16 protein-coding genes are annotated in these 25,765 nt (G+C 56.8%); 7 read left to right on the top strand and 9 right to left on the bottom strand.

The features are described from left to right. Window positions 1-86: 86 nt before the first annotated feature. Window positions 87-2,135, bottom strand: coding sequence for a hypothetical protein (locus tag CEE69_RS05590; protein ID WP_233214885.1), 2,049 nt, complete (start codon window positions 2,133-2,135; stop codon window positions 87-89). A gap of 134 nt (window positions 2,136-2,269) precedes the next feature. Further along, window positions 2,270-3,733, bottom strand: coding sequence for a tetratricopeptide repeat protein (locus CEE69_RS05585; RefSeq protein WP_099259762.1), 1,464 nt, complete (start codon window positions 3,731-3,733; stop codon window positions 2,270-2,272). 264 nt (window positions 3,734-3,997) lie between these two features. On the opposite strand from CEE69_RS05585, the gene CEE69_RS05580 reads away from it, so the two are divergent. Beyond that, complete coding sequence (locus tag CEE69_RS05580; protein ID WP_099259933.1) at window positions 3,998-4,819, top strand: DUF6690 family protein; 822 nt, start codon at window positions 3,998-4,000, stop codon at window positions 4,817-4,819. A 39-nt stretch (window positions 4,820-4,858) separates the two neighbouring features. On the opposite strand, the gene CEE69_RS05575 is transcribed toward CEE69_RS05580, so the two are convergent. Together CEE69_RS05575 and CEE69_RS05570 are read right to left on the bottom strand one after the other, a co-directional pair. Then, window positions 4,859-5,854 (bottom strand): NAD-dependent epimerase/dehydratase family protein, encoded by a 996-nt coding sequence (locus CEE69_RS05575; protein ID WP_099259761.1) that lies wholly within the window; start codon window positions 5,852-5,854, stop codon window positions 4,859-4,861. Further along, a complete protein-coding gene (locus tag CEE69_RS05570; RefSeq protein ID WP_233214884.1) occupies window positions 5,854-7,254 on the bottom strand; it encodes a TCR/Tet family MFS transporter in 1,401 nt (466 codons plus the stop codon). The genes CEE69_RS05575 and CEE69_RS05570 overlap by 1 nt, the downstream gene beginning before the upstream one ends. Window positions 7,255-7,552: 298 nt before the next feature. Here CEE69_RS05570 and CEE69_RS05565 point away from each other — a divergent pair, with 298 nt between their 5' ends. After that, window positions 7,553-8,497, top strand: coding sequence for a DUF4261 domain-containing protein (locus tag CEE69_RS05565; RefSeq protein WP_233214883.1), 945 nt, complete (start codon window positions 7,553-7,555; stop codon window positions 8,495-8,497). Between the two features lie 16 nt (window positions 8,498-8,513). On the opposite strand, the gene CEE69_RS05560 is transcribed toward CEE69_RS05565, so the two are convergent. From CEE69_RS05560 to CEE69_RS05540, 5 genes are all read right to left on the bottom strand, one after another. Continuing rightward, window positions 8,514-9,827 (bottom strand): PQQ-like beta-propeller repeat protein, encoded by a 1,314-nt coding sequence (locus CEE69_RS05560; RefSeq protein ID WP_233214882.1) that lies wholly within the window; start codon window positions 9,825-9,827, stop codon window positions 8,514-8,516. 301 nt (window positions 9,828-10,128) lie between these two features. Further along, entirely contained in the window at window positions 10,129-10,494 is a 366-nt protein-coding gene (locus CEE69_RS31885; protein WP_143549172.1) for a hypothetical protein, read from the bottom strand. A gap of 391 nt (window positions 10,495-10,885) precedes the next feature. Next, window positions 10,886-12,193 carry an amidohydrolase gene (locus CEE69_RS05550; protein WP_099259759.1) on the bottom strand — a complete coding sequence of 436 codons (1,308 nt, stop codon included), beginning with the start codon at window positions 12,191-12,193 and terminating at the stop codon, window positions 10,886-10,888. After that, complete coding sequence (locus CEE69_RS05545; RefSeq protein WP_099259929.1) at window positions 12,190-15,699, bottom strand: amidohydrolase family protein; 3,510 nt, start codon at window positions 15,697-15,699, stop codon at window positions 12,190-12,192. The genes CEE69_RS05550 and CEE69_RS05545 overlap by 4 nt, the downstream gene beginning before the upstream one ends. A 194-nt stretch (window positions 15,700-15,893) precedes the next feature. Next, window positions 15,894-16,367 (bottom strand): YaiI/YqxD family protein, encoded by a 474-nt coding sequence (locus tag CEE69_RS05540; RefSeq protein ID WP_099259928.1) that lies wholly within the window; start codon window positions 16,365-16,367, stop codon window positions 15,894-15,896. 153 nt (window positions 16,368-16,520) lie between these two features. Between CEE69_RS05540 and CEE69_RS05535 the strand changes: the two genes are divergently transcribed. The 5 genes from CEE69_RS05535 (at window position 16,521) to CEE69_RS05510 (ending at window position 25,683) form a co-directional block, all read left to right on the top strand. Beyond that, entirely contained in the window at window positions 16,521-18,767 is a 2,247-nt protein-coding gene (locus tag CEE69_RS05535) for a sulfatase/phosphatase domain-containing protein (protein ID WP_099259758.1), read from the top strand. Window positions 18,768-19,005: 238 nt separating this feature from the next. Continuing rightward, the gene (locus CEE69_RS05530) at window positions 19,006-20,181 is read left to right on the top strand and encodes a patatin-like phospholipase family protein (protein ID WP_099259927.1); all 1,176 of its coding nucleotides are present in this window, start codon (window positions 19,006-19,008) and stop codon (window positions 20,179-20,181) included. A gap of 212 nt (window positions 20,182-20,393) precedes the next feature. Continuing rightward, window positions 20,394-22,265, top strand: a complete 1,872-nt coding sequence (locus CEE69_RS05525) for an endo-1,4-beta-xylanase (protein WP_099259757.1) — start codon at window positions 20,394-20,396, stop codon at window positions 22,263-22,265. A 52-nt stretch (window positions 22,266-22,317) separates the two neighbouring features. Beyond that, the gene (locus CEE69_RS05520; RefSeq protein ID WP_099259756.1) at window positions 22,318-23,640 is read left to right on the top strand and encodes an APC family permease; all 1,323 of its coding nucleotides are present in this window, start codon (window positions 22,318-22,320) and stop codon (window positions 23,638-23,640) included. Window positions 23,641-23,925: 285 nt separating this feature from the next. After that, the gene (locus CEE69_RS05510) at window positions 23,926-25,683 is read left to right on the top strand and encodes an FAD-dependent oxidoreductase (protein WP_099259755.1); all 1,758 of its coding nucleotides are present in this window, start codon (window positions 23,926-23,928) and stop codon (window positions 25,681-25,683) included. The last annotated feature ends 82 nt before the right edge of the window (window positions 25,684-25,765 follow it).

Raw genomic sequence — 25,765 nt, 5'->3', positions numbered from 1 at the left:
TACCTACACGCGCACTCCCACACGGCTCACCGTTGTCCCCATCCATTCCAGCTCTACTGCATTGAGAACATTCGAAGAGTGATACCTCACTCTTCGGTGGATGCGGCGATCGCGTCGAGAGCCAACATGCGGTAACGCATCCGGTCACTTGGCGACAACGTCGGCAAATGAGCGCGTCGGCGACTGTCCAACAGGATTTCGTACAACCCAGCGGCAGACCTTGGTCGCGGCATCGATCGAATCACGCCGGCTTTCAAGGACTCATCGCCCCAGCGTGTTTGTCCAATCAGTTGCAGATCCAATGTTCGGCGTTTGGTCCAATCGCGGTCCACTGCTCCATGAATCAAACTGCGTTCGATGGCGATATCGAGCGAATCGATCCCGCCACGGACACCAAATTGATCGGGCAAATTGGCATCAAACTCTTTCTGCGCCTCGGTGCGTCGATCGATTTCATCTTCAATCAATTCGGGCTTTTCGATGATGGGCGCGGGCGAATAGATCAGCAACGGAACGTCACGTCCCACTCGCATCCGCCGGACAACATCGATCATCTCGATCGCGGACGCATCACGCGGTTGCTCCTTCGAAACAATCAATCGCACGTCATCGCCGAGTGAAAGCCTGCGTTCGAGAGCGGCGACCGAGTAGGTGATTTGCGGTTCGAAACCCGCTCCGGCCATGATTCGCTGCCACGACGAAATGATCTCGGGCCGGTTTTCCAAAATGATCGCGACACCTTTTTCACCCAGCGTTGCCATTTGCTGCCAACGATCTTGAACGCGTGACATGCCCGCGAAAGTCAGTTTGGGATCGGATTGCATCAAGCGAGCGATCGTGGCCGCGGCTTCGTAACGAACGGTCGCGTTGGGATGATCCACGGTCTCGACCAAGACACTCGCATCGGCACCTTGTCGCAACAACGACGCGGCCAAGCCGCGACTGATTTCGCCATCGATCAATCGCAGCACACCAACCGCAGCAGGATCGTTTTCCGACGCGACACTGTTCGACAGCACCGGTAATGCCCAGGCGGCCAAAACTTCTTCCGCCGAAGCCGTTCCGAAAAATCCTTGGATGAACTGATCGCGATTCTTCGCATCTCCCCAATCCGGATCATTCGCGACTCGGTACGCCAACTGTGCGGTCAATTGCTGAACCATGCTGCTCGGATCATCGTCACCGACCCGGCTCAATCGTGATGCCGCATCGGCCGCATTTCGGAACGAGACCACCCAGGTCGCGGCTTGAGTTGGGACCACTCCGTCGCGTTTTGGATTGATGGCCCAAACCGAGACATCACCAAAATCATGTTGGCTCGCGACAGCTTCGTTCATGGCATCCTGAAGAGCCAATCGCATGATCTTCAACGCGGGCTCTCTTGAGACTGAATCCGAAGAGGCCTCCAACCGACGCGTGAGCAAGTCGACTTGCACTTCGTCCGAGCCCAGCATCGCCAGGGCGTCGAGTGCCTTGCCTCTCGCCGAATCGGTTCCGTACAACGCAACGCGACGCAGCCCAGCGATTCCAGCTTTCCGATCAATCTTCAACAGGACTCGCAAATCTTCACGACGCTGATCCAGATCGCTCGTCCGGACGATGTCGCCAATCAACGCCGCCGAAGCGTACTCACCTCCACGAAACAATGTTCGATAGGCGGCGAGCTTGTCGTCATCTTTGGAAGAGGTCAGTTGCTTGATCGCGGCTTGCAAACGGCTCGGGTCGCGAAGCGTTTTGGCTCGAGCGTCAAAGATGGCGTCAAGCGCCGACTTGGCTTCGTCCGAGACATCCACCGCCGACGAAATTCGAATCCGTTGATCCGTGCTGATCTGTGAAGCGATCAGTGCGGCTCGGTCCGCCGCGGGGGCGCTGGTGGCGAGCGGTTGCAAAAGTTCGTTGACCGCCGACCAAGCCTGAACTCGTGCCAAAGCGTTCACGCTGCGTCCGAGTGCCTCGGGTCCGCCGCTGGCTTTCAACTTCAATTGCTCGACCGCTGGGTCGGGTGGCAACTGATCCTGTTCCTCCGCATCGGCCCCGGTCTCTTGAGCGACAACGCCATGCTCGCCCGAACTCGCGAAAATCCAGCAGGCGACAAAAAGGACGGCGAGGAGGCGACTGAAAAAGCGGTCAGCCATTCGGGAAATCCGAGGGTTGGCGAGGATGACGAACGAGAAGCGTCCCCATTCTAATCCGTCCCACCGCGGATTCACCTTTCTTCGGACCAGCTTTCTGAGGCTAGAAAGGCCTCAAAACGGGTTTCGCCACCCATTCAGAAATCAGATTGTTCCGTTTGTCGCAATTCTTCCAATCGTGCGTGGGCCTCGTCCGCCCAAGGGCTGCCTGGCGAAAGCTGCAGGAATCGCCGCCAATGGTGCTCCGCCTCGACGCTGCGATGCAGATCTTCCAGGATGCGGGCAAGGTTATAGTGCACGTCGGGGTAGTCGTCGTGCAACGCCAATGCCCCGCGATACGCCGCGACGGCCAGTTCGGGCTGGCCCGTTTCAGCCAACACGCCCGCCAGGCTGGACCGAGCCTCCACAAAATCCGGGTCGACCTCGAGCGCCGCGTAGTACCGCTCTCTCGCAGCGATCGTTTCGCCGATTCGATACAGCAATTCACCGATCTGAAAATGAATGTCCGACCGAGCCCCGTCGCGAGCCAGCACCGCGTGATAGCAATCAATCGCGGTTTCCAACTCGCCCGAATCCTCGGCTTGGTAAGCCGACATCAGCAGGTCGTCTTCTTCCTCGGCCATCTCATCCGCTGGAGGAAACTGCATCGAATCCGGATTCGTCGTTCCCGCAATCTCAGTGGCTCCCGGAACCGTGATCGAGTTTGGGAACGCACCCGACGATGTGATTCCAAACTCATCCGCCAAAGAATCATCTGGTCGCGAAAACTGCAGGATGGGTGTGTCCGACTCGGAGTCGTCAGCTGCGGAGTCGGTGTCTTCCAACGCATCAAAGTCGAATCGCAACTGACCGCCGGGTTCGATCAGTCCTTCGCCCTGTCGAAGCAAGACGTGCTTGCCTTCGACCAAAATCGACAACTGATCCAACGGACGTCGCAGGTTCGGAACGACTTCGACCCACTGCATGATGCGGCGTTCGATCGCCTCGGGGCTGGCCCCGGACGCGACCCACGCGGCCAGACGTCTCGCCGTCGCCACCTCTTGAAAATCAAAGTACGGCAACTTGTGCAACGTTCGCACCGGTTGAATCAACCCACGACGATGCCAACGCCGGATGACTCGCACGGACACGCCCAACAAATGGGCCAGCATGGCGGGTGTGTGAAGCTTGCGAATCGACTGTTCCGCGTCGACCAATCCGAGCTGTTGCCACAAATCGGTTTCGTGCAAAATCTGCACGTCGGAATCATCTCCCCTTCGCTCGGTTGCCTTCTCGATCAACTCGGCTTCGGCCAGCGGAGATTCTTCCGCGCCGACCACGATGCAGTCGACCGATGACGCTTCACTTTCGACCACGACCGCACCATAGGATCGAAGCAGGTTCGTGGCTTCGCGGCGATTCATGCCACCCAATCGCCCGACGATCAACATTCGTCGACCTGACAACGCATCGCTCGGCAGCGACGAGTCCTCCGACACGACATCCTCGATGTCCGACGAGTCCACATCGAACTCATCTTCCAGCGTGTCGCTCAGGTCGTCGTGCGGCGATTCGAATTCGTCGTTGGAATGCATGATCCCGACAAGATATCCGATCAGCATCTGCCGACCACTCCGGATTGGCTTTGCCCGGCAGATTGTCACCGGACTCGATGAACAAAGTCTCACCGATCTGGAATGAAATTGCGGACCGGAATGAATCGCTTGTCCCCGAGGTAACGAACACGCCGATTGCCTCGTTCTTCACGGTTCTGCAACCCGATTGAAAACAGGGCGACTTTGCTGGCGAGAAAAACCGATATCGACGAAGGGTGTTCTTTTCACGACACGCAATCTCCTCCCAACTCGTTCGCAGGTTCTTTCGTCATGCTTGTCACTCGCTTAGGCAAAATCACGGTGCTCGCCGTCGCCGCGGGAGGCCCCTACGTCGCTTCGGAAACCGATTGGGGACGCAATGCCGCGGGCTCCGTCACGAACGTTTTCAGCGGCGAAGGCATCTCCACAACGGGATGGGGATCCGGAGAAGCACCGGTCGGCGGCGTCACAAACTCACCCGAGTCCGACCGATACCCGGTTCACTCGCACCACCAAGTCGAAACGCTTCGAGGCGTCGCGTCACAGCGTTATCGCTATGAACCCGAAATCGCGAAAAAGCTGGGGGCTCTCCCGGCCACGGACGATGCACCTTCGCTCGCGGGAAACAACGTCGCCGACTTGCGAGAGGTCCTGCGTTTTGACTTGACCACCCACGCGATCCTCAATCGTTTTTCGCGTGTCTCAACGGTGCTGGCGGACCTGCAACTCGAAGGCCTGCGTGTACCGATCGTGACGGGCACGCAAGCCACTGATTTGGCCGGCACATTGACGTACTACTTTGATCGTTCCGGTTCGATCCAACGCATTTCGTTGCACGGATTCACCGGCGACCCATCACGATTGATGACCACGATTCAGTCGCACTACGGATTGGCTCGCGAACCATCCCTCGAAGCCGGCGTGTTTACGAAGCGTTGGAACGGCACCCCCGTTCACTTCCTGCGTTTGACTCACGCTCCAGTGGTCTTCAGCGACGCGGTGCACCAAAAGTACACCGTGTTCTTGGAACTCAACCAACCGAACCTGACGTACGGCATCAGCGACGAAGCCAAACGAATCGTCGTCACCGACCAGTGGACAGGTCGCTGGTAGTGGTTGAGTCAACGCTCGAGCAATTCAGTTCTCGGGCGATCACCGGTCAACGGATTCACCATCAAGCGTCTGCAGCCCCGCTTCCATGTTGATGCGAGGCCGATAACCCAGCCGCTCTTTCGCGGCCTTGATATCAAACGAATGATCTTTCGCGAGCTGCGACGCGACGAAACGGGTCATCGGCGGCTCGCTGCTTCGGCCGGTCACTCGGTACACCGTTTCCAACACCGCACCGATCCGGTACGCGGCCGCGAAGGAGATGGACTTGGTCGGCGGATCGACTCCGTGAACGCGACACAGTTTCGCGATCCAGTCCCAACAATTGACCGGTTCGTCTTGCGTGATGAAGTACGCTCGTCCCGCCGCTTCATCCGGCCGAGACCGCAAAGCATCGATCGCGTCCAAGTGAGCCGCGGCGGCATTGGTCACGTGCACCGTGTCGATCACGTTGTTGCCGTCGCCGATGATTCGCAACCGACCACTGCGAGCCCGCTGCAGAACTCGAGGAATCAGGTGCGGGTCATTCGGGCCCCAAATCAAATGCGGACGCAGCGACACCGTTCGCATTCCGCCCGGCTGATCCGCAGCCAAAATTTCGCTTTCCGCAATCGACTTCGTGTGCGGGTAGTGGCACATCCATGTCTCAGGATACGGTTCCGACTCATCCACGTCGCGTTGATCGTTGCCATCGAACGTGACGCTGGGGCTGCTCGTGTAGACCAACTGCGAAACGCCAAACTCCTGGCAAGCATTCAGCACATTTCGTGAGGCGACCACGTTGTTGTCAAAGTAGTGCTGCCAGCTTCCCCAAACGCCAGCGACGGCCGCGGTGTGAATCACCACATCGGCACCCGCGATCACGCGACTCAGATAGGTTTGATCCAGCAAGTCACCTCGGTGGTGCGTCATCCCGGATCGGACCAAGTCCGGAGTTTCGCGTCGGGAAAGCCCAACGACTTCGCAGTCACGCTGCAGCAACTGGCGAACGATTTCGCCGCCCAGGAATCCGCTGCAACCGGTCACGACCACCCGCATCAAGTCGACTCCAAAGCGGGCGACTGCGTCGGTTCCGAATCGTTCCCATCACCGCCATCTGACTCGGTTGTGGATCGATCTTCCGAAACGATGGCGTTCGGATCGCCAACCGGATCGTCACTGGCAGGAAATTTGATGAACACGCGAGCCAACACAACCACCGCGATCGCCAACAACAGCGAACCGAACACAAACGGAGCCCCGGGAAATTCAAACGGAGCACTCTCCGAAGTGAAGTACCCAAGCAAACCGCTGGTGAACAACAAAGGAGCCGGGATGTTGGTCAGGCTGATCAACGATGTCAGCGAGCCTTGTACTTTGCCCTGTTCTTCGGGACTGACTCGGCCCGCTACCAAACTTTGAATGGCGGGTCCAGCCAATCCGGCCAACGATCCAAACACGACAATGCAGGGGATCATCCATCCCTGCGACGCGAGTCCGTAGCCAAGAAATGCCAAGCATGAAACACAGGTTCCCATCACCGCCGTGCGACGTTCGCCCAAGCGTTTGATCATCGGTCGGACCAAGCCACCTTGAACAATCGCAGCCATCAACCCGACCAAGGCCAACGTCAAACCATTGGTGACCTCATTCCAACCAAATCGATATCCCATCGACAGAACCCAGACGTTTTCCAATCCACGTTGTGCCAGCGAAGAAAACATGGACGCGACTGCCAAACCAGCGATCATCGGATAGTTTCGAAGTCGTGCGATCGTCCCCAGCGGATTCATCGCGGCCAACGAAATCGAACCACGTTTTTCTGGCGGCAAGGACTCGGGCAAGACAAAGAATCCGTACAACCAATTCACCAACGACAAACCAGCCGCGACGAAAAACGGCAACCGAATGTGGATGCCGCCGAGGACACCGCCGAGCGCGGGGCCGATGATGAATCCCAACCCGAACATCATCCCGACCAACCCAAAGTTGCGAGCCCGGGTTTCTTGCGTCGAGACATCCGCGATGTAAGCGTTCGCGGTTGAAAAACTGGCCCCCATCACACCGGCAACAATTCGGCCGACAAACAACCATCCAACCGTCGGTGCCAATCCGGTGACGATGAAGTCGACGCCCAGCCCAAACAGCGACGCCAAAATGACGGGGCGGCGTCCGAATCGATCCGATAGTGCTCCCAGAACGGGGGCAAAGAAGAATTGCATCAGCGAATACGTTGCGCCGATCACGCCGACGTACCAACTGGCCCGCGATGTGTCGCCGCCCACAAACTCTTTGATCAATTCCGGCAGCACCGGAATGATGATTCCGATCGCCAAAATGTCGATCAACAACGTCAACAAGATGAATGCCATCGCCGCCGAACGTCGCTGGTGCGGAGGCGTGATCAAGGCATTCTGGGGGGCAAGAGTGAGGCGAGACGTCGGATAGCGGACCAACACCTTACGATCCACTTCGCTCGGCGTCGAGATGGGCGTTCTCGAGCGATTCCCGCGTTCAACGGGAGATTACCATTCAAGGGCAAAACCATCGCGAACAAGAGCTTCGGACGTGTCCGTTCATTCCGGTGGCAAGCTGCGCCCCGGCTTTCGAGCGTTCTACCGGCGGTCTAAACTGTGCGGTTGGTCCATCTCTGGCGCGTTGGAAATGCGCCCAACGCAAGAACTTCTCCGCGGTGATCTGTCTCACCGTACTTCTTGCGTTGCCAAACGGATTTTGCTCCTACGAAGGTTCTCTCGGATGCCCCAAGGCTTCTACACTCAGTGCGTCGTTGTTCTGCTGCGCGAACGCGTGTCGATGCGCAAGATTGCCGCCGCGATCGATGAATACGAACCGTCTGATCCCCTGCCCGCGACGGCGGACTGGGCGATCGCCGGGCCGTCCCTGATCATGGACATGGATGAGGAAACTCCCGGTCACTTGGCAATCGATCTGGTCGACAAGCCTTGGCCGGACGACATGCAATTCGACGACGCCGACTCGGCCGTTCGCCAGGCATGGTCCAACGGTTCCTTCGGACCGCTGACGTTTCCTGGATCGCTGAAACGTTCTCTCGAACAACTGTGGGTCTGGGACGAAGGCAAGGAAGAAATCCCGCAGCACACCGCGTTCTTGAGAATCCGCAGCAGCTACATACTCAAAACTGACGAAGCCGACGCTCCACTGGTTCCCGAAGAATACGAACCGTTCGACGAACTCGCTTTGATCACCGAAGTCGCCGCGGCTCTGACCGAATTGCCACAAGCAATTGCTTACTTCAACCCCGCCGGCGAAACGGTTCGCAACCTGGATGGCATGAACCAAGTCATCCAGGAATCCGAGGACAACGATTTCCCGCCACTGGATCTCTGGGCCAACGTTCGGCTCTACAGCCTCGACGATGGATTCGCAGCGATGGACACGGTTGGCAATGGGCAACTGGACTTACCAGACATCGAAGCTTTGTTCTTCGCAGAAGCCTATGACTTCAACGACATCGACGAACTGCTTCGGTTGATCACTTGCCACCTGATCGAAAGCGAAGAACCATTCGAAGACGGTGACACGGTCCAAGGTCCCAACGGAGTCACCTGGGTCATGCACCAACAACCCGACAGCATTTCTGATCCACCGCGATCAGTGCTGCGTTTCCTCCCGCAAGACGACCATCCCCTGCCGGCGCAGTTTCAACCCGCCGCGGAATGATCTCTCGGCAAATCAATCACTCGCCAATGCAGTACAAGTACTCTTGGCGTTTGCCGCCTTCTTGCTTGCCGACACGCAGGTAAATTCGCCCGCCACTGATTGTTGGTGTCGACATCACCGAATCACCGAGTTGGTTCTCACCAATCGACTCGAACGACTCCGTGTCCGCTCGGAAGATGTAGCATTTGCCTTCTTCGTTGACCGCATAGATCCGGTCGTTGACCAAGACTGGCGACGAAGTGAAGTCACCGCCCAGGCGAGCTTTCCACTTTGTCTCACCGGTTTGGCAATCAACGCACATGGCGACGCCCGCGTCCAACGTCATGAACAGGTGGCCGTCCTTGTGCAACATCGATGGCACATAAACTCGCGTGCCAACTTCCCACGCGACTTCACCCGATCCATCCGCCACGACGGCGGAGATGTGATTGTCGGGGTAACCGCCTGATGAGAAAACGTGCGTGCCATCGGTCACAGTGGTCGTCACACACTCCGTCGTCGCACCTTCGATTTCCCAATTCACGTCGCCGGTCAGCGAATCCAAACTGGTGACCAAATCGCAACCAGTCAAAAACAGCTGATCCTTGCCGGCGACGGTCAAGACGACCGGCGATGCATAGTTCGGTTCCTTTGGCCGCTGGTGCCTCCAAACAACTTCGCCCGTGACTCGGTCCATTCCGACGACTTGGCCGCCCGCCTTGTTGTCCGCCGATGCAATCACCAAATTTTGATAAACCGTCGGTGATGATCCGTATCCTTGATGAATCTGATACGGGCAAAGCTTTTGCTGCCACAACAGTTCTCCCTCGAGACTCACCGCGGAGGTGTAAACGGCTTTGTCAAAGTAAAAATTGACAAACACACGCTCACCATCGGTCGCGGGTGTGCACGATGCCCAGGAGGCTTTCGTGTTCGGTTCGCGTTGGTGGGTGGCGTCGAATTCGCCTTCGTGCACCACCGATTCCCACACCAACTCTCCCGAATCGCGATTCAAGCAAACCAAGAACTGTGATTCGCGAGCTTTGTCCGCGACTTGAAGGTACACCCGATCACCGAGCAGAATCGGAGAACCGTGCCCTCGATCGGCGAGCGGAACTTTCCAAACAATGTTCTGCTTCGCGTCGGCAGAATCACTCCACCGGGTTGGTGGATTCTGTTCACCGACGGCATGTCCTTGGCGGTCGGCACCACGCCACCACGGCCAGTCAGTTTCTGAAAAAGTAGGTGTCTGTGCCCACGTGGATCCACACGACATCAGAAAACAGACGAGTCCCGCCAAAAACATCTTCTTCATCCCATCACCGTCCCGTTTCACTGTGTTGACAATCATCGCGAAAGAACCCGCCCGATTCGCAAGTGAGTGAATCGCAAATCTCTCCTGCTGGCGCAGCGAGCCAGTATATCAACCCATCACTTTGCCCGGGGCAACGGAGTGCTCAGCGAAAAGGAGACCGGAATGATTCGACGGAGAGTCCAACGAGGTCGCGTCTTCGCCAGCATCGACTGGGTCGAAATGCTCGCTGTTAAAACACAGCGTGTGGCCCATCCTGCGGCCTCGGAACGAGCCCCAAATCCAAGCACGCCCCTAATTGACCCCCGTCCCCTTTCGGGTCGCAATGCCCCCGTGGCAACTACTCAATTCGTTCAAACCCAGTTGCTAGAACCTTGTATTTTACGGGCGTTCCATTCGGCAGATTGCAGCTGACTTGCAATTGATAGGGGTGGGCTCCTGAAACCGAAAGGAAATTTTTAATCATCACGTGGTCGACAATCTCAAATGATGTGAAATCAACAACAAACAGCACTGATTTGGATTCTCGTAAGAAAGCCTTCGTTTTTTTCATGGAAATCGGTTCGTCCTCTTCGTATTCCCGCTTTTGCGTATACCAGAGCAGCTTTATTTCTGGCGATTCCGCCACGTCAATCATCTTGCAATTGAGGGATCCGGCTGGTGTCATGTCAAGAAAAGTGAAGACGTCGTTGTCGGTTCCGGACAACGCCAATCGACAAAGCACGCTGGTACCGAACCGGGAATGAGCCAAGTTCACATCTCGACTCTCAACCAAGCATTTGTAGGATTCGACCGTTTTGGCTAGCTCGGAAACCTCGGATTTCAAGGTGAGGTTTTCGCGATACGATCGCGCGAAAAAAGCGGAGACAATTGCAGTGATTGCTAAAAGCAATGCGATTGGGACACGTTTCATAGGCTAGAGGGCCATCAAAAGGGACGCAGCAGTTCAGCCATCTTACTGCACCGGAGAACTACGGTTGCATTCTTGCTACCGGATCGTCGGACGCTGCCAGTAAGCGTCGTTCGGTTCAACAAGGCCCGGAGGGTCGACAGATCCATTGCCGGGGTCGTCAGGCCCCGGATCGATAGGCGATGCGTCAGGGCTTTTGTTCGTACTTGCGATACAACTGCTTGTGCTTGTTGCCCAAGTCAACCTTGCGTCCTTGAACATAAGCGTCCACCACTCGCGTGCCAGATTCTAATACATCGCCATCGGCAATGATCAGTGTCGCGTGATGTTTTGCCGCTAACGTCCCAACTCGATCGGCAACGCCCAGAATCTCAGCGGCCGATTTAGTGATCGCACGGACAGCTTCCTCTCGAGGCAAACCGTGAGCCACCGCAATTCCCGCATGATACGGCAAGTTCCGAATGTTCGAAGCTCCGCCGGGATATCCTGAACCTTCACCAGCAATCGCGAATCGAACGCCCGCTTCGCGAAGTTTCGATGGCAGCGAATACAACGCGTCGACCGGATCCGAACGTCGACGGGGCAATCGATAAGTCGCGATCAAAATCACGGGAATGTCGTGAGCGGTCAGATGATCGACGCAGTGCATCGCATCCGCTCCACCGCACAAGATCATTGGAATGCGGCGAGACGTGAAGAACGAGATCGCCGATTCGATCGCACCCAAACGGTCGGCTTGAACAAACACAGGCCGTTCGCCGTTGATCACCGGAAGCAAACTTTCTAATCGAACATCCGTGGCAACGTTCTCATCGGTTTCGAGCGATTCGCCATACCGGCGGGCTCGTTCGAACAAGTCATCCAATTCTTGAATTTGCTCGTCATATCGCTTGGCTTTCTCTTTGGAATCGCCGCCGCGTGGAACGATGGATTCCCAGTTCACGCACAAACCAGTCGGCCCTTCCAGCAACATGTCTTGGTACGACCACCCGTCAAGCTGCATCACGCCCGACTGGCCCTGCAAAGATCGACCACCAGGAACAACGTGAGCCAACATCACACCGCCGGCTCTGCCAACGGGAATCAATTCGCTGTCCGGATTGAAAGCGACCCAAGAACGTACGTTGGGATTCAGATCCCCTCGTTCAGTGTTGTCGATGGTCACATCGACCGCCGTGATCTCACGCAGACCCAGATCGGTGTACGCATCAATCAGGCCCGGGTAGACGTGCTTGTCACTGCCATCGATGACCTCAGCGGAGTCTGGCAATCGGACAGATGCTCCCACTTCGCTGATCAATCCGTCTTCGAACAGAACCGCGCCGTTCTCGACGATGGATCCATTTCCCAAGTGCAGCGTCGCGTTCCGAATCACGATCGCATTGGTTTGCGGCGCACCGGGAACCATGTCGTGCGCCCGCGCCGGTGGCAACACCGAGCAAGCACCAACGAGAAACACCAGCGCAACAGCGGATACGTTATTCAAACGGCTCATTGGACTGCCTCCGTTCCTTGCGACATCGTGTTTTGTTGGGCACTCTGCTGGGCGCCGCGTGAATTGCAGAACTCGTCGTATCGCAACCAGCGATCTTCTTCAGCCATTTGCATCAAGCGACGCTCGGCAACTGATTCATCGTCATCATCTTTCGATGACTCGTCGGGATCGGACTTGGGTTTGCCATCCAACAATTCCTGAATCAGTTCGTTTCTCCACGCCTGATCGCGGCTCTGCAGTTCAGCCTCATCGTCCAAGCGGAACATCGGCCGACCATCGATCCAAGTCTGCTCGCAACGGCTGGTCGTCGACATCGGTGGACCGCTCCAAACGACCAAGTCCGCGTCCTTGCCAACGGTGATCGACCCCACACGGTCGTCGATCCGAAGTTGCTTGGCCGGATTCAACGTCACAAACTTCAACGCGTCGGTCGGTGGCACGCCGCCGTACTTGATCGCCTTGCCCGCTTCCGTGTTTAGGTGGCGTCCCATTTCCGCGTCGTCGCTGTTGTACGAAACCACGATGCCCTTGTTGTGCATCAGAACACCGTTGTAAGGAATCGCATCGTAGACTTCGAACTTGTAAGCCCACCAATCCGAGAATGACGACGCCATCGCCCCGTGCTCAGCCATGCGATCGGCGACCTTGTAACCTTCCAAGATGTGCTGGAGCGTTCCGATCCGGATGCCAAATTCATCCAGCACGTCGAGCGTCGCCATGATCTCGTCTTGGCGATAGCTGTGACAGTGAATCCAACGTTTGCCATCCTGAATCTCCACGAGAGCCTGCAATTGCAAATCCACACGCGGCGGCAACGTGTCTCGTTGACCAGAGCTCCAACGTCGATGTGCGACCGCATACTCTCGAGCCGCGAGCAATTGATCGCGAAGCAACTGCTCCACGCCCATGCGAGTGTTCGGGTACCGAGATGTAGAACGCTTGACGTTTTCACCCAAGGCGAACTTGATCCCCAGCGGAGCGTCTTTGAATCGGAAGTCGTCCATTGAGTCGCCCCAACGGAACTTCACGACTTGGTTTTGACCGCCGATCGGGTTCGCAGAACCGTGCAAAATGTTGGCCGTCGTGACCCCGCCGGCAAGTTGGCGGTAGATCGTGATGTCGGTGTTGTCGATGAAGTCACCGACACGAACCTCCGACGTGACAACTTGCCCGGACTCATTGATGCCACCGTCCGTCGCGGCGTGCGAGTGACAATCGATCAAACCGGGCGTGATGTGTTTGCCCGATGCATCGATGACCGTGCAGTCTTCGCCGGTCGGAACCGTGATGTGTTCTTCCACTGCGACGATCCGGCCGTCTTCGACCATGACATCCATCGGTGTTTCAGGTACTTGCAAGTCGTCGCTGTCCTCACAGGTCCACACCAACGCCCCTCGGAACAAGACCTTGGATGGACGCGAAACAGGTTCGGTCCGACCATAAACCCCAAGCGGGCGAACGATCTGCAACTCAGCCACGGAAGATTCCTCCTCCGCCAGCTCATCCGATTCTTTCGCGGGTTCCTCCGAGGCCAGCTCGCCAGTCTCGGGCTTCTCCGCGTTTTCGTCGTTTTCAGTTTCGTCTTTGTCTTCCGCTTCGTCGTCACCGTCCGACGACTTATCGTCCGATGGTTGCTCGCTCGCTTCTTCTTCCTCTGACTCGTCGTCTGCTTCGGGCTCGATCCAACTGGTTTGAAACCGGCGAGCGGATTGCCCGATGGGATAGAACTCGATCGAAATAGGCTCGGATTCCGACACCTCGGCCAGAGCCTTAGCACTCGAACGAACCACGATACGATGCGTGCCCTCCGGCAATCCCAAAGCTTGGCACAATGCGTCGCCGGAATCCTCGCAAGTGATCTGGCCAGCGAACTGATCCAATCGCTGAACGATCTTCTTCAGCTTCTGTTTGCTGGTGTCTTCCTTCGCTTCATCCTCTTCCACGTCAGATTCTTCGTCGCCATTTTCCTCCGCTGTCGACTCTTCTTCACTCGTATTTTCTTCACCCGGCTCTTCCTCGCTCGTCTCTTCCACGGGAGTTGTGCCGATCAATTCTGCCGACAATCGGCCATCCTTTTGCGAGATCGCCAACTCCACTTCCGTCGAGGAATCCGCTGGCATGCGAAGCTTCCATGAACCGACCAACGAAGCGACTTTCGTTTCCGGTTCTTCGTTAATTACGAATTCCTGACCGTCGACCAAGACCTTCCATAGCTTCGTCTCTTTGTCGAACAGATCCCCGTCGGCCACAATCAAGTTGGCTGACATCCCACCGGCGATGCGTCCATGAGTTCGATCCAGCCCGAGCAAACCGGCCGGTGTGGTCGTGAGCGAGGCGATCGCATCTCGACGTGACAAACCTCGCTTCACCGCGGTTCGCAATCTCGCTAGAAACTTGCCTGGATCGTCCAGTCGATCCGCGGTCAAGCAAACCGTCGCCCCTTGGCGAATCATCTCGGCTGGGTTGGTAGGAGCATACTTCCAATCCATCAAACTGACCAAGTCAACTTCGCGAGCGGACTCGGGCGTCGACACATCGGGAGCCTCTGGAAAATCCAACGGCAACAGCAACACTCGATCCAGTCCCGCGATCGCTTCCGCCTCTCGGTACTCTCGCCCCGAACCGCGAATGATCGATCGCATCGAAAACTCGTTCGCGACTTTCTGAGCCCGCAATGCCATCCGCTCGTTCGGGCAATCAAATACAAACGTTGATCCCGCCAAAGCCTGATGCAGCGTTTGCAACGTCTCGCTGTGATCAGGTTGAGGCAACGAAGGATTCGCATCGTGTGCCGCTGATGCGTCGCGGTACCACTGCGCGTCGTAGAGCGACTGACGAAGCAACGCCACCGCGCCCATCGGTGAATTGGGATAGCGTTCACCGGAATCGTTTCGTCGTGGCACGGACAACGCCGCCGTCATCCATTGCAAATCCGTGATCCGTTGCGGGCCCGCATGCGCGTTGTCGGCTTCGTCTTTGGATTCATTCAATGACCACACCGAGGGCTGGCCACCGACGATGCGTCCTTCAGGAGCCAGCACCGTCGTTGTGAACCCTTGACTGCGAAGCTTGCCAGCATTTGGGACACTCGACAGATCGCGAACCTGTCGATTGGCAACGATGTTCGCATTCCAATAGTCATCGCCGGATGTCAGCGAGTCACCGGATACCGCTTGCCAAGCGTTGATCCATCCGGCGTAGATCGTTTTGCCCGAGCAATCCGCGACACGGCAACCCGGCGTAGGCTCAATCGAGTCACCCACCGCGACGATACGACCGGCTCGGATCAGAACATCGCCCGTCGCTGCATTTTCCTCGGAGTCCCTATTTCCCTCGGAGTCTTTGTCCGACTCTTCCGAGTTCCGATCATTCAAGTAGTAATCGGGGTTGGTCACCAACATGGCCCCGGTCAGCAACACGTCCGTGGGCGAGTTGGATCGGAGTCCGACGACAGGGTCGACTCCACGAATGTTTTGGGCGTGGGCAACAATGGCGACACTCGCCATCAAGATGGTCAGCAGCGGCCGACTCAAACAATTGTTAGATCTCAATGAACTCACTCGATTGAGGCTTGCGGACAACGATCGCCAGGCACACGCAATCTGTCTGCTCCGAGCGTGCAAAGTCCGCCAGAAACGCATCGGTTGTGAACAGATTGGGCCGTCGCAGGATAATCGCTCTTGCGCTGCAACGCGAACCGCTACTCCGAGGAGGCCTGAGCCCTCCGCAGAGCCTTTGTGAGCAATCGATCAAACGTCGACGCGAACGCCTTTTTGTCTTTCGGGCCGTACGGAGCACTGCCGCCGGTTTCCACCCCCGCACCCCGAAGATCGTCCATGAAATTTCGCATCGACAGACGGCCAGCAATCGTCGCGGGTGAATACTCTTCGCCTCGCGGATCGATCACAAACAAACCTTTTTCCACCAACAACCCCGCCAGAGGCAGATCCGCCGTGACGGCCAAATCCCCCTTCTCACCATGGTTGACGATGTACCGGTCCGCTTGATCGGCTCCTTCGCGAACGACGACGGAGCGAACGGTGGTTGCATTGGCAGGAGCACCAACGGGAGCATTCGCGACCAAGATCGTTTCAATGTCCAAACGTTTTGCGGCACGAAAAACGACGTCTTTCACGTCTCGCGGGGCGGCATCGGCATCGATCCAGATTTTCACGTCATCGGGTTCCGGTGTGGGTGTCGTTTCCGTTGTGATTGATTGATCCAACCGCTGATTGAGAAACACTCTACGGTGCCACAACGGTGCCTTCGTTTCGGTTTAAACTAGCCGCTTCCTACCAACGTTCCCACCACTGACACCGGCACCACCATGAATCAGCTCCTGGTTTCTCGCCACATTCCTCACGCAACACGACGCCACGTCGCGTTTGTGCTCATCGCGTTCGCGTTGTTCGGCGGCCTTCTGCCCCAGATAACCTCCGCCGATGAGCCCGCCAAAGCCAAACGGCCCAACATCGTCTTTGTGTTTTCCGATGACCATGCACTGCAAGCCATCGGTGCCTACGGATCCAAGATCAACAAAACACCGAACCTGGATCGAATCGCCAGCGAAGGTGCCGTCTTCCACAACTCATTCTGTGCCAACTCGATCTGCGGTCCTTCAAGAGCCTGCATCCTGACGGGCAAGCACAGTCACATCAACGGATTCCTTCGCAATGGAAATCGCTTCGATGGATCTCAAGTCACGTTTCCGAAACTGCTGCAAGACGTTGGCTATCAAACCGCGTTGATCGGCAAGTGGCACCTGGGCACCGATCCGGTCGGATTCAATCACTGGGAAATCCTTCCCGGACAAGGCAATTACTACAACCCCGACTTCATCCAAATGGATGGATCACGCAAACGGTACACCGGCTATGTCACCGACATCATCACCGAGAACACGGTCGATTGGCTGGAGAACACTCGCGATAAAGACGCGCCGTTTGTGTTGATGTGCCAGCACAAAGCGCCGCACCGAAACTGGTCGCCTCCGCCCCGTCACTTCGATCTTTACAAAGGCGTCGAGGTTCCCGAACCAGAATCCTTGTTCGACGATTACGAAGGTCGCTCCAAGTTGTTGCATGAAAGCGAAATGTCGCTCGCGAACCATTTTTATTGGGGCCACGACATGAAGTTTCATGGCGAAAGCTTGTTCCCGGAACACTTCTTGCCACGCTTGGGCAACGGTGAATATCGGCGGATGAACGACGAGCAAAAGGCTGCGTGGGACGCCGCTTACGAACCCGAAAACCAAAAACTGATTGCCGACATGCAAGCTGGCAAATTGTCCAGCAAAGACATCACCAAATGGAAGTACCAACGCTACATCAAGGACTATCTCGGCACGGTACAAGCGGTCGACGACAGCGTCGGTGAATTGCTGGCTTACCTCGATGAAACAGGCCTCGCCGAAAACACGATCGTGATCTACAGCAGCGACCAAGGGTTCTACCTTGGTGAACACGGTTGGTACGACAAACGCTGGATGTTCGAAGAATCGCTTCGCATGCCGTTCTTGATTCGCTGGCCCGGCGTGATCGAACCCGGCACCGAAAGCACCGCTCCGATCCAAAACATCGATTACGCACCCACGTTCCTCGAAGTCGCCGGCGCCGAAATCCCCGAAGCCATCCAAGGACGCAGCATGGTGTCAATGATGAAGGACGGCTGCCGAGCCTCATCGACTTGGCGTGACGCGGTTTACTACGCCTACTACGAGAACGCAGCCGTGCACATGGTCCCCGTTCACGACGGCGTGCGAACCGAGCGTTACAAACTGATGTTCTTCCCGCGAGGTCGCCATTGGAATTTGTTCGATTTGGAAACCGACCCGCAAGAAATGAAATCCGTCCACGACGATCCCGAATACGCGGACATCTTGGCTGGCCTACAAAAACGCTACTACGATCTGCGTGATTTGTATGACGTCAACACCGCCACCATTCCCGCCACGCGAGGCGATGAACCAGGCTGGCAAAAACGCAATCTGTCGATGTCAAAATTGGCCAAGACCGCAAAACCGAAACTGGCTTTCATCGGTGATTCCATCACCCAAGGCTGGGAAGGTCGGGGCAAGAAGGTCTGGGAAGAAAACTATGCCGAACTGGACGCCATCAACCTTGGCATCGGCGGTGATCGCACCGAGAACATTGTCTGGCGTTTGACTCACGGGAACCTTGGAAAGATCAAACCCGAAGTCGCGGTGCTGATGATCGGCACCAACAACACCGGTCACTTCATGCAAGACCCAACCCAGATCGCAGAAGGTGTCGAAAAGATCCTGTCGATCCTGCAAGAGAAATTGCCGAAGACGAAGATCGTGCTGCAAGCCATCATGCCGCGAGGCAAAACCAAGATGGACTTGATGCGATTGAACAACATCGCCGTCAACGATCGCATCGCGAAAATGGCCGATGGCGAAAACATTGTTTACGTCGACTTGGGCGATCACTTCATGAACGAAGACGGTACGATCGATCCCGCGATCATGCCCGATTACCTGCACCTGTCCGAAAAGGGCTACGAGATCTGGGCCGATGCCTTGTCTCCCACCCTCCAATCACTCGGCCTCTAAAGTGGCATAGGATTCCAGCCTGAGATTCACCCCGAACCAGCGAAACAAGGTTCGGGCAACACTCGACCAAGGGCATCCACATTGTTGGATGCCCTTTTTTCCTGCGCACATCACGACGAATCACGATCTTTCCCCCCAATCAAAACCACCGGATTGCCGTGGCAGTGAAACCGCGAATCCAGGTAATGTCGCAGGCACATTCTCACCCGCGTTTCCGGAATCCCACTCGCAATCCAAGATGAAAATCGCACTGGCTTTCTCGGGAGGCGGCGTCCGTGCCACGGTGTTCCACCTGGGTGTGCTCGCGCGACTCGCCCGAGAAGATCTGCTGGGAAACGTCCACATGATTTCCAGTGTTTCCGGTGGCAGCCTCGCGGCGGGACTGGTCTTCGCCGCGACCAACAATCGCTGGCCGAGCAGTGCGGAATACCTTCACGAGGTCGTCCCCAAAATCCTGCACCTCCTGACCACGCAGAATCTGCAACGTTCTTATGTGATCAAGTCACTGATGTTCCCGTGGCAAATCCTCAGTGGCCGCGCCGCTGTCCTTGGTGACGAACTGGAACGCCGCTGGCAAATCAACGGTGACTTGTCCGACCTTCCCGAATCGCCTCGCTGGTTGATCAACGCGACTTGCTACCAGACGGGAAAGAACTGGCGGTTCCAACGCGACTTGATGGGCGACTACCAAACCAAATACATCGTCGACCCAAAGCTTCCACTGTCGCATGCGTTGGCCGCTTCCGCCGCCGTGCCTGGATTGATCGGACCGCTGATCGTGAAAGCCAAACATCACCGTTGGCAAGAGATGCGAAACGACGAATGGCATTCCATTCCCGCCAAGTACAAACGGCTGCACCTTTGGGATGGCGGTGTGTACGACAATCTCGGAGTGGAGGCACTCTTCAAACCAGGCATCGGATTGGTCGATGGCACCGACTTCCTGATTGTCTGCGATGCATCGCGACCCTTGGGAAGTGAATCGCGTCGATCGAAATGGCGACCGGGATACCTGAAAGCCTCGATGCGGTTGGTCGATGTGGCGACCGATCAAGTCCGCAGCCTGCGTGCTCGGATGCTGATCGATCACTTCAAGAAGAACCCCGGCAGCGGCGCGTACTTGCGTCTTGGTCTGAAGAGCAAGCGACCAACCCTGCGTGCCCACACACCACCAGAAGCAACTGCCAGTTCCTCCGGAATCCGCGACTCGCACTGGACCGAGCAACCTTCGCTGACAGACGAAGAAGTCGATCGCGTCTCGCGGATCGAGACGACGCTTCGCCGGTTGAACCATCAAGAATTCAGCATGCTGTTCCGACACGGCTACGAAGTAGCCAACGGAACCCTGGCCCGCTACGGCGGCGAATCACTCGACCAACTCCCCCGAAGTCGAGTGCTCTTGCGAGCGGCCTGAATTCAACGTTCGCAGGCAAGAACGTTGAACGCAGCATTTCAGGCTGTCGCACCCTGACGCTGTCATCGAACCCCAATTTGTGGGGTGAGAAATTGATTAGAAAAGAGGCTATCTTCGCTGCGTTGCGAATCATGCTGGTTCGCTACCTCCATTCGGTCGGCAACGTTCCACTGAATCAGCTCGACGACTTTCTCACCTAGACAATACGTTCCATGACGAAATCCAATTCATTGAGTTGGCTAGCCCTCCTGCTGTTGATCACCCCGGCCGGATTCGCGAAATCAGTCTCCGGCGATGAGACCAACTTGCCAACCAAAGCACCCGCCGGTGGTGAGCGGTTGGTCCTGGCGGAATCAACGAAACCTGACAGGATCGGATCGTACGTCGCTGATAGCCTCCAGCACGACATCGTCACCGATCAGTCCGCCTCGATCGGCCAAACAGGATTGAAGAACGTCGAGACCGTTGCGATCACGGTATTCGATCAACCGCGAAACACCTGGGACGCGAGCCTATCGGCCAAGTCCGATGTCGCAATCGCCAAGGGAGACCAAGTTCTGATTGGCCTGTGGGTTCGCGGTGAATCGCTGTCCAAAGAAGGCACCGCCATTGAAGGCGATGGCGGCGTCGTTGAAGTGGTCTTTGAGAAACGCAGCGACCCGTACACCAAGAGCATCCAGTACTTGGTCGAAACCAAACCCAACAACGAATGGAAACACGTTTGGATTCGGTGTGTTTGCAAAGACAGCTACGAGGCCGGTGAATGCGGAGTCGGACTGCAGATTGGTTACTCACCACAGCGGATCGAAGTGGCTGGTTTGGAAGTTTGGAAGTACCCCTCCGAAACCGACATTGAAACGCTGCCCATGTCGCCTCGGTCGTACACCGGCCGGGAACTCGATGCCGCCTGGCGGGTCGAAGCGGATCAGCGAATTGAAAAGTATCGCAAGTGCGATATGAAACTGACGATTGCTGATGCCGATGGCAATCCAATGCCAAATCAGGTTATCTCCATTCGCCAAACCAAACATGCCTTCCGATTCGGAACCGCAGCCAGCGTTGGAATGATCGGACGCACCGACGATGACGCGCAGAAGTACCGCGAAGTCTTGAAAGAACTCTTCAATGTGGTGACGGTCGAAAACGGATTGAAGTGGGAGTTCTGGGACAATAAAACCAGCCAAGACCACAATCAAGTTCTCTCCGCGATGGACTGGTGCAACGAACACGACATCGCGGTGCGTGGTCACGTGCTCGTCTGGCCAGCACAGAAAAACTCACCGAAGTGGATCACGTCGCTGTACGACGACCCGGTCGCTTTGAAGCAGGTCGTCAACACGCACATTCGCGAAATGGGCTTCGCGACTCATGACCGCGTTGCCGATTGGGATGTGCTCAATGAAACGTTCGACAACCGCGAATTCGAAGAGCATCTCGGGGCCGAGTGTTTTTCACAATTCTTCCAAGAGGCCGACGGCGTCTTGCCCAAAGCAGATCTCTACTACAACGATTACGCCGGTCTGGTCCGCGCGGGCGTGAACACCTACCACAAAGATCACTTTGAAATGACGATTCGTCGTTTGATCGATGAGGGTGCCCCCATCGACGGGATCGGGATCCAAGGTCACTTTGGCGAGATCTTGACCCCGCCGCATCGACTGGTTCGCGAACTGGATCGTTGGGGTCAATTCGACAAGAAGATTCTGATCACGGAATTCGATGTCGGCATCTCGGATCAAGAACTGATGGCAGACTTCACCCGCGATTTTTTGACCGCGTGCTTCTCGCACCCGGACGTGGATGGGATCATTACCTGGGGATTCTGGGCCGGCGCACACTGGCGCCCCGGATCGGCGTTGTACGACAAGCAGTGGAACCTGACCGCGTTTGGAAAGGCCTGGGTCGGGCTGACCAACCAAAAATGGATGACTGACTTGAAGACCGAACTGGATAGAACGGGTTCGGTGAGCTCACGAGTCTTCAAGGGCGATTATCAAATCACCGTCGGCGACCACACTTGGGATATCTCCGCGACGGAAGACAGCGAAATGACGCTCACGTTCCCCTCCGCTGTTGAGAACTGAGCTACGATTCGTCTTCCCGGCTTCCCGACCTTGATTCCCCCGCCCTTCGCACATGCCCACTGATTCGCAACCTGCCCGCAATCAGAGTCAGGGGCAACTTCGACGTGACGTGGGTCTGTTTGGTGCCATGATGATGGGGCTGGGATCGATCGTCGGCACGGGTGTCTTTGTCAGCATTGGAATCGCGGCGGGAATCACCGGCCCATCCGTCGTTTTCGCGATTCTGATCGCCGCGATTGTCGCGACCTTCAATGGACTCAGCAGCGCTCAATTGGCGGCTGCGCATCCAGTCAGCGGCGGCACCTACGAGTACGGCTATCGGTGGCTGACACCATCCATGGGATTCACCGCGGGTTGGATGTTCCTGTGTGCGAAATCCGCTTCGGCCGCAACCGCCGCACTCGGCTTTGCCGGCTACGCCCTGCAACTCTTCCAAGTTGGCCAGACCGACTGGACGGTGCCGCTCGCGATGGGTGCGGTGCTGGTGACAACGTTGCTGTTGCTCGGTGGGATCCGGCGATCCAATTGGACCAACATCGCCATCGTCAGCACCACGCTGATTGCACTGGTCGCCTTTGTGCTGGCTGGATTGCCCGTCGCTTTGGAATCAGGTCGCGTGAACATGACGCCACTGTTCGCCTCCGACCAATCGACAACGGCGGCGAGTCAATTCCTGGAGGCTTGCGCATTGATGTTCGTTGCCTACACCGGCTACGGCCGAATCGCGACGCTCGGCGAAGAAGTCCACAACCCGCGGCGAACGATTCCGCGAGCCATCATCGCCACGCTGCTGGTCTCGTCGCTGTTGTATGCGATTGTCGGCGGCGTCGCGGTCGCCGCAGCAGGCACCGATATCCTGAGCGGAACAACCAATCGTACCACCGCTCCGTTGCAAATCGTCGCCAACCAATTGAAGTCCCCGTTGATTGCCAAACTGGTTGCCGTCGGAGCCGTGACGGCGATGCTGGGCGTTCTTCTCAACCTCATCCTCGGTCTTTCCCGAGTCGTTTTCGCGATGGGTCGTCGCGGTGATTTGCCAAGCAAACTGTCCGCGGTATCCACCCGGAGTGCGACTCCCTACGTCGCAGTCCTCGCCGTGGGAATCGGTGTCGCGACGATCACGCTGATCGGTGACGTCCGCACGACGTGGTCATTCAGTGCTTTCACCGTGTTGGTTTACTACGCCTTCACCAACTTCGCGGCAACACGACTGACATCAGAAGAACGCTTGTTCTCGCCCATCGTGCCATGGTTGGGATTGGCCTCCTGCCTTGGATTGGCATTCTGGGTCCAGCCCCAAATCTGGATCATTGGACTCGCATTGATCGTCGTCGGCCTGATGCTCCAACGACTGATGCAATGGTGCAACCGCTAAACATCGCGTGAACGACCAGTGGGAGTTACTTCCATTTCCTGACCTCGCGCACCCAGTCGATTGGTTCGATGTCGAGTGTCACTTTGTTTCCGTCTTTTTGTCCATTGGGCGATTCTTGACGAAGCCGTTTCGGTTCTTCGAAGAGGTTATGATGCTCGGTTTTCGCACCGGGCCTTCTTGTGGAGTTTCAGCATGAATCGTTTGACGTGGCTGGTCGGGGCCATGGTTTTGCTCACCGGTTTCAAAACAACTCCAGCGGCGGCGGTCGACTCGGAGGTCGACGTCGTGGTGTACGGAGCCACACCGGCAGGCGTTGCTGCGGCGGTGGCAGCAGGCAAATCGGGCCAGTCGGTTCTGTTGGTCGAACCCACCCAACGCATCGGTGGCTTGGTGACCAGCGGTTTGTCGCACACGGACTTTCATTCCCTGGAAAGCCTCAGCGGGGCATTCCTTGATTTCGCGAATCGGGTCGAAAACCACTACGCCGAAACCGATGGCCCTGAATCGCAATCAATCAAGGATTCCTATCACGGCACGTTTGGTGAACCCAAAGTCAACCTCGCGGTCTTCCACACCTTGTTGGATGAACAACCCAGCATCGAACTGATCCACCATCACACGCTCAAAGCGTTGAGCCTGACTGAAACGAAACCACAAAACCGCATCGAGTCAGCGACCTTCGTCGACCCTCATGGCAACACGCGAACGGTTCATGCCCAAGTGCTTGTCGACGGCACCTACGAAGGCGACTTGATGGCCATGGCTGGAGTCGATTGGCGAGTCGGCCGAGAGAGTCGCGATGAGCATGGGGAATCCTTGGCACCAGAAACGGCAGACTCTCAACTGCAAGCGTACAACTTTCGGTTCATCATGACTCGTGACGAAGCCAATCGGGTGACCCCCGTCGCTCCGCCTGGTTACCGACGCGAAGATTTTGTGGGCGTGTTGGATGCGATTGAGTCCGACAAAATCCAACGTGTCTTCGACTATCCCAGCAAGTGCATTTTCAAGGCTCACCTGCCCGTGTTGCCCGGTGGCAAGTACGACATCAACGATGTATCGCGAGGCAAGGTGCGGCTGTCATTGCCAGGCAAAAACCTCGGTTGGCCGAACGGCACGCCTGAAGAACGCCAAGCGATCTTTGCCGAACACTTACGAGACCAAGTCGGCCTGCTGTACTTTCTGCAGAACGACCTGGAGGTTCCCGACAAGTTTCGCCAGGAAGCGTTGCAGTGGGGATGGTGCCGTGACGAATTCCTGGACACCGACCACCTGCCACCGCAACTGTATGTGCGCGAAGCTCGTCGTATGCAGGGAGCCTACATCTACACGCAAGCGGACAGCGAGTACGCGGAGGAAGGCACCCGAACTGTGTTCCACCGCGATTCGATCGCTATGGCGGATTATGGAAACAACTGCCACGGAACCCACCACGAAGGCCCTCGTTTCGGCGGCAAACACAGTGGTGAGTTCTACCATCCCGTGCCACCGTACCAGATTCCCTACGGAGTTTTGCTTCCCAAGGACATCGACAATTTGTTGGTGCCGGGTGCCGTGTCGTCGTCGCACGTTGGCTTCTGTGCGTTGCGTTTGGAACCGGTGTGGATGTCGCTGGGACAAGCCGCCGGGCACGCAGCGGCTCTTGCCGTGCAGCAAGACCAACCCGTGCAACAGGTCGACGTCGCGCATCTGCAGCGTCAGCTTCACGCGGATGGTTCCGCCACGATCTATGTCAGCGATGTGTTGCCGGACTCGCCTGACTTTGACGCCGTCCAGTGGTGGGGTGCCGGTGGAGGATTGTTGAAACTGTATCCCGCGGGGACACCTCGAAAGCCACGTGGAAAGAAATTGCACGGGCAATACAGCGAAGCGGCACCCGGTCATGCCGCCCAACTCGACCTACCGCTCGACGCCAAACTGGAACAACGCTGGAGAGCGTTGGCTGTGTCGATCGGCGTGCCGCTCGACGCTCTTCCGAAGGCAAATGACACCACCACACGAGGCGATTTCATTCGCGCCGCGGCAACGGCAGCAGGTGAATAGCCAGGCGTCTCAACTCGAACGCCCCCAAAACATCCTCGCCATTCAAGAAAGCACCATGAAGTCACATCTCGGACTGCCCACC

The sequence above is a fragment of the Rhodopirellula bahusiensis genome (assembly GCF_002727185.1).
In the GTDB taxonomy this organism is placed as follows: Bacteria; Planctomycetota; Planctomycetia; order Pirellulales; family Pirellulaceae; genus Rhodopirellula; species Rhodopirellula bahusiensis.
This window is presented reverse-complemented; position numbering and strand designations above follow the sequence as displayed.